This is a genomic window from Streptomyces sp. W16 (genome assembly GCF_033194735.1).
Classification (GTDB): domain Bacteria; phylum Actinomycetota; class Actinomycetes; order Streptomycetales; family Streptomycetaceae; genus Streptomyces.
In genome coordinates this window covers 1-5322 of the sequence record NZ_JAWOAI010000605.1, presented here as the reverse complement: position 1 = coordinate 5322, position 5322 = coordinate 1, and the positions used below count along the sequence as shown (strand labels likewise).

Here is a 5322-nt window from a genome sequence, read left to right as displayed (position 1 = left end):
CCCGAAGCCGAACCGCCGGCGCACCCGGGCCACCAGCAGCGCGCCGGCGATCGTGCCGAGCGCGCCGACCGCCATGACCGTGCCCACGGTTCCGTCGTCGCGCCCGAGGTCGTGCTTGAGGTGGTAGATGACCAGGTCGTTGAGGCCGAGGGTGAGAAAGCTGAAGCAGAAGAGGAGCGCGGTCAGGGCGCGGAGTACCGGGTGCCCGCGGAGGAAGGCGACTCCGACGCGGAGGTCTCGCCACAACCCGCCCCGTTCCGGCCGCTGTTCGGGGTCGGGGCGGCCACGGAACCGTACGAACACCAGACAGCCTGCCGACACCCCGAAGCTGGCCGCGTCCACACCGACGGCGGCGGCCGGTCCGCTCCAGGCCGCCACGATTCCGGCGCCGAGCGGTCCGAGCACTCCCGCGGCGGCGGCGCTGGCGTTCAACCGCCCGTTGGCCTCGGTGAGTTGCCCGGTGCCGACCAGCCCGCGGACGACGGTGACATAGCCGACGGCGAACAAGGTGCCGACGGCCTCGCACAACGGCAGCACCACGTACAGCAGCCAGATCCGCGGCCCGGACAACCACACCAGCGGAATGATCCCGTAGAGCGCCATGCGCACCAGATCGCACCGGATGAGCAGCCTGCGCCGGTCGACCCGGTCCACCACGACCCCCGCGAACACCGCCGCGACGACCGCCGCCGCCCCACCCACCGCCGTCAGCAGCCCCATCCGCGCGACCGATCCCGTGGCCTGGAGCACCAGCAGCGGAAGCGCGATCAACGCGAAGGAGTCACCGAGCACGGAGAGGGTCTGCGCCGTCCAGAAGGTGGCGAAGTCCCGTTGCCGCCAGAGGGGTTGAGCCATTCCGGCAACCCTAGGGCGGGGAGTGACGGCTGAGAAACGAATTACCGCGGCCCGGGTCACTCCGGGTGGGTGACGGCATCCGCGGTCGGTCCTTGTCCCAGCACCCGTGTTCCCGGTATCGGCGAAGCGATCAACCACAGCACCGACAGCGCTCCCCCGACCGCGGCCACCGTCAACGTGACTCTCAGGCCGACCAGCGTGGCGAGCCCGCCTCCCACCAGCGCGCCCAGCGGACGCACCCCGTAGTTGACCGTGCTGTACGCGCCCGCCACGCGACTGCGCAGTCCGTTCGGGACGACCGATGCCTGCAGCGAGTTGAGGTTGACGTCGAAGAGCATGACGCCGAAGGCGGAGAGGAACTCGGCAGCACCCAGGATGCCTAGCCGGGCCCAGGTCGGTCCGGTCGCCGCCGCGAGGAGGGCGATGGGGGCGGGGTACAGGACGGCGCCTATGACCACGCCTCGGCCGACGCCGATCCGGCGGGCGATCGCAGGGGTTGCCAGCGCGCCCAGCACACCGCCCGTCGCGCCCGCCCCGAACGCCAACCCGATGGCGCCGGGCGACAGTTGGAGCACCCGGTCGGCGAAGAGGACCAGCAGGCCGGTGCTCGAAAGGAACGTGAAGAAGTTGAGGGTGGTGGCACAGAGGAGGCCCGCCCGTATGACGGGCTCGTCCAGCACGAAGGCCAGGCCCTCTCTCGCCCGGCGCAGGAGAGAAGGGCCGGCCACCTCGGTGTTCGTCGGTTCGTCCACTCGGATGCGCCCGAGCAGAGACGCCGACACCACGAACGACAGCGCGTCGGCGATCACCGCGACCGGTGCCGTCAGTACCTGGACCAAGACGCCGCCGATCGCGGGACCCGCGACGAAGGACGCGGATCTGCTCGCGCTGAGCCTGCTGTTCGCCTCGACGTACGACGTCGGCGGTACGAGGTGGGCGAAGAAGGAAGAGTAGGCCGTGTTGAACACGACCGCCGCCGCGCCGGTCAGCAGTGCCACCGCGTACAGCTGACCGAGCGTCACCGTGCCGAGCGCGTAGGCGATCGGGAGGGTGAGCAGTGCGGCGGCCCGGAACAGGTCGGCCAGCAGCATGAGTTGGCGTTTGCCGGGATGGTGGTCGACCCAGGCGCCCAGGAACAGGCCGAGCAGGTTCGGGGTCCAGACCAGGGCCGTCAGCCAGGCGACCTGGTTCGCGGAGGCATGCAACGCGCCAACCGCTATGAGAGGCATGACCAGTTCGGAGATGCGGTCACCGAACTGGGAGACGGACTGGCCGCACCAGAACCGTACGAAGCGGTGGTCCCGCCACAGCGAGCCCGGCGCGGGCCGGGTGATCCGACGGCCGCTCACTCCGCCGGGTCCGTGTCACAGTCTTGGTTACCCGCGGCCGTATCACGGTCCTCGCTCCCGGCGGCTTCCGGCAGCACGTACATCAGCAGGCGGACATCCCGGCCGTCCGGTGGCCGTCGGTCCGGGTCGCGGATGACGTAGGGCGCGATCAGTTCCTCCAACGCGTCCTTCAGCGCGGCCAGTTCGGCCGCCGTCACCACGATCCGGGTGTTGTTCGCGCCGGCCAGCCGCGCCCACTCCGGCTCCAGGCCGGGCGCCGTCTCGGTGAGCCAGCGCAGGGGCAGGCCGGCGTTGCGCGCGAACATCTCCCCGGCCAACACCCGTGCGGCCGACCGGCCTTCCGTGTCCTCCACGTCCTCCGGCATCTCGAACCGGAAGCCCGGTGCCACCGCCGCCCAGCGCCGCTCCCTCCGGTCCGTCCCGCCCTCGGCGTCACGGACCAGGCCGAAACCGGCGAGATGGCGCAGATGCCAGCTGGTGACGGACGGGGTGGCACCCACGTGCGGAGAGAGCCGGGAGGCGGTGGCCGGTCCGTACCGTTGAAGCCGTTCGAGAATGGCGAGCCGTACGGGGTGGGCCAGCGCGCGCATGGCCTTCGGGTCGGATATCTCCATGTCGCCGAAGCGATTGCCGGAATCCATGGTCCGAGAGTGTTCTCTCAGAAAGTCTGAGAGTCAACTCTCAGATCCAGCCAGGCAGTTGAGCCTTCGCATCCGGGCCGGCAGTCGAGTCTCAGCCCATCGGCTGCGGGGTCAGGCGTTTGTGGCCCTTCCTGTCGTAGTACCGGACCATCGCGAAACCGAAGAGCAGGCCGATGGCCGTACCGACTCCGATCATGGTCCAGGCGCGGGTCAGGCCCGCGTCGCCGCGTGCGTCGAAGTAGAGGATCGCCCTTACTCCGTCGCTGAGTTGGCGCATGGGCTCGAAGTGGGAGAGGAAGCGGTAGAAGCCGGGGACGGCTTGGAGGGGGACGGTGGCGCCGGAGGACGGCAGGCCCAGGACGATGAACACGAACATGGAGACCAGCTGGCCGATCCCGCCGAACGCGGCGTTGATGGCCTGCACGCCGAGGCCGACGGCGAGGGCCGCGCAGTAGGAGTAGATCCACAGCAGCGGGATGTGGGTGGCGTCCATGCCGAGGATGCTGACACTGGCGAGCATGATCAGGGAGACGCTGAGGAGGGTGATGCCGGCCGTCATGACCATCTTCAGGAGGAGGGTCTGGGTGCGGTCGATCGGGACGGTGGGGCGGCGGGTGTGCCAGGGGCCGATCTCGTTGTCGGCGTAGCCGAGGGCCGTGTCGACGCCGTTGCTGATGACGTTGCCGCCCATGAAGCCGGCCAGGACCAGCAGCAGGGTGTAGTAGAAGGCGGTCAGGCCGACGCCGCTGTTGTTGCCGATGGGGTGGCCGACCTGGGTGGCGATCCGCACCGGGTCGGTGAGGAGCAGTTTCCGCGTGGAGTCGGCCTTCGCGGCTGCCGCCGTGAGCTGCTTGCCGATGGTCAGGGAGGCCTGCTGGGCCGCGGTCGTCGAGATCTTGCTCGCGAAGGAGGAGCCGAGGCTGCCCTTGCCGGGGTTGGTCAGCACAGTGATCGTCGGCCGGGCGGTGGCGTTCGTGGTCGTCAGCGCGGCGACGGAGTCCGTGAAGTCGGCGGGGATGACCAGCGCGCCGTAGACCTTGCCGGAGTCGAGTTCCTGCTGGGCCTTGGCTCTGGTGAGCTGGCGCCAGTCGGCCGCGCGGCTGCTGGTGTTCGTCACGATGGCGTGGGCGATCTGGGTGCCGATGTTCTGCTGCCGGCCGGTGAGGGGCTTGCCCGTGTCGCTGTTGACGAGGGCGATGGGCAGGTCGTTCAGCTCGCGGTTGGGGTTGACGATGCCGCCCATGTAGAGCAGGGACAGCAGGAATGCGAGCAGGCCGGTGAGCACGGTGGGGATGAGCCACAGCTTGGGGCGGCCGAGGAGTGCGGTGGCGCGGAGGCCGGTGGGGGCGGGGGTGCCGGAGTCGTCGTCCATGGTGGTCAAGTCTGGTGCCGGAATCCGGTGGCGGCGGTCTGGAGACACGCCCGACGCCCCACTTGTTGCCGACGATTACTCTGGGCCCCTCGGTTGTCGCAGGTCAGGGAGAGGCGGTACGGCGTGCCACGTGCGGGACTCACCGCCGACCGTGTCGTGGCGGCGGCTGCCGACCTCGCCGACGAGGTCGGCTTCGAGAACGTCAGCCTGTCCGCGCTGGCCCGCGGCTTCGGCGTGAAGGACGCGAGCCTGTACTCGCACGTCAGGAACCTCCAGGACCTGCGCACCCGGGTCGCGTTCCTCGCGGGCGGCGAGCTGGTCGACCGGATCGCGGACGCGGTCGCGGGCCGCTCCGGCCGGGACGCGCTGGCCGCCTTCGCCGACGCCTACCGGGCCTACGCCCTGGAGCACCCGGGCCGGTACGCGGCCACCCAGATCCGTATCGACCAGGCCCTGGTCGCCGACTCCCCCGTCCTGCGCCGCACCGCCGAGATCACCTACGGCCTGCTGCGCGCCTACGGTCTGGAGGAACCCGATCTCACCGACGCCGTACGCCTGTTGCGCAGTACCTTCCACGGCTACTGCGCGCTGGAGTCCGCCGGGAGCTTCGGCCCGCCACGTGACGTTCAGCGGTCGTGGGAGCGTGTGGTCGACGCGTTGGACACGGCCCTGACGCACTGGCCCCGAGAAGCCGCGGCCGACTGACGGAGACGCCCGTTCCGGTCCACGCCCCAGGTGTACCGCTGACCACTTAGACTGGAAGCTTCGCGAATGTCACGTGCCACCCCGGGGGGAGGGAGCGCGACTTGTCTCAACAGCAGCTGGGACGTGGTCCCTTGAGAGCGCCGGGAGCGCCGGGAGCGCCCGGTCCGGTACCTCCGGGCGGGAGTCCGCCGGCCCGGTTCGTGGGCTGGCTGGGCCGGTTCGGGTGTGTGGCCGCCGGATACGCGGTGTTCCAGTTCCTGTTCGAGGTGCTGCCCGACTCGATCGACGGGGCGCCCGCCAAGTATCTGATCTCCGGGCTGAGCGGCCTCGCCACGGCCGGGATGACCTGGCTGGCGGCGGCCCTGCTCCGGGCCCGCACCGCCGGTCCCGCACCGCTCAC

General features: G+C 70.4%; 5 protein-coding genes. 1 reads left to right on the top strand and 4 read right to left on the bottom strand.

Going from position 1 to position 5322, the window contains the following annotated elements; genetic code table 11:
- The 4 genes from R6V09_RS45055 to R6V09_RS45040 form a co-directional block, all read right to left on the bottom strand.
- Positions 1–855, bottom strand: an 855-nt coding sequence (locus R6V09_RS45055; protein WP_317887273.1) for an MFS transporter, incomplete at its 3' end; no start/stop codon positions are given.
- Between the two features lie 56 nt (positions 856–911).
- The gene (locus R6V09_RS45050; protein WP_317887272.1) at positions 912–2204 is read right to left on the bottom strand and encodes an MFS transporter; all 1293 of its coding nucleotides are present in this window, start codon (positions 2202–2204) and stop codon (positions 912–914) included.
- Positions 2201–2845 (bottom strand): ArsR/SmtB family transcription factor, encoded by a 645-nt coding sequence (locus R6V09_RS45045; RefSeq protein ID WP_317887271.1) that lies wholly within the window; start codon positions 2843–2845, stop codon positions 2201–2203. Before R6V09_RS45045 ends, R6V09_RS45050 begins: the two co-directional genes overlap by 4 nt.
- Before the next feature lie 91 nt (positions 2846–2936).
- Positions 2937–4217 (bottom strand): YhgE/Pip domain-containing protein, encoded by a 1281-nt coding sequence (locus tag R6V09_RS45040; RefSeq protein ID WP_317887270.1) that lies wholly within the window; start codon positions 4215–4217, stop codon positions 2937–2939.
- A 123-nt stretch (positions 4218–4340) separates the two neighbouring features.
- On the opposite strand from R6V09_RS45040, the gene R6V09_RS45035 reads away from it, so the two are divergent.
- The gene (locus R6V09_RS45035; protein ID WP_317887269.1) at positions 4341–4922 is read left to right on the top strand and encodes a TetR-like C-terminal domain-containing protein; all 582 of its coding nucleotides are present in this window, start codon (positions 4341–4343) and stop codon (positions 4920–4922) included.
- The last annotated feature ends 400 nt before the right edge of the window (positions 4923–5322 follow it).

Excerpts from the sequence above, each read along its gene's own strand:
- R6V09_RS45045 (WP_317887271.1), bottom strand. The coding sequence starts at position 2,845 with ATGGATTCCGGCAATCGCTTCGGCGACATGGAGATATCCGACCCGAAG.
- R6V09_RS45040 (WP_317887270.1), bottom strand. The coding sequence starts at position 4,217 with ATGGACGACGACTCCGGCACCCCCGCCCCCACCGGCCTCCGCGCCACC.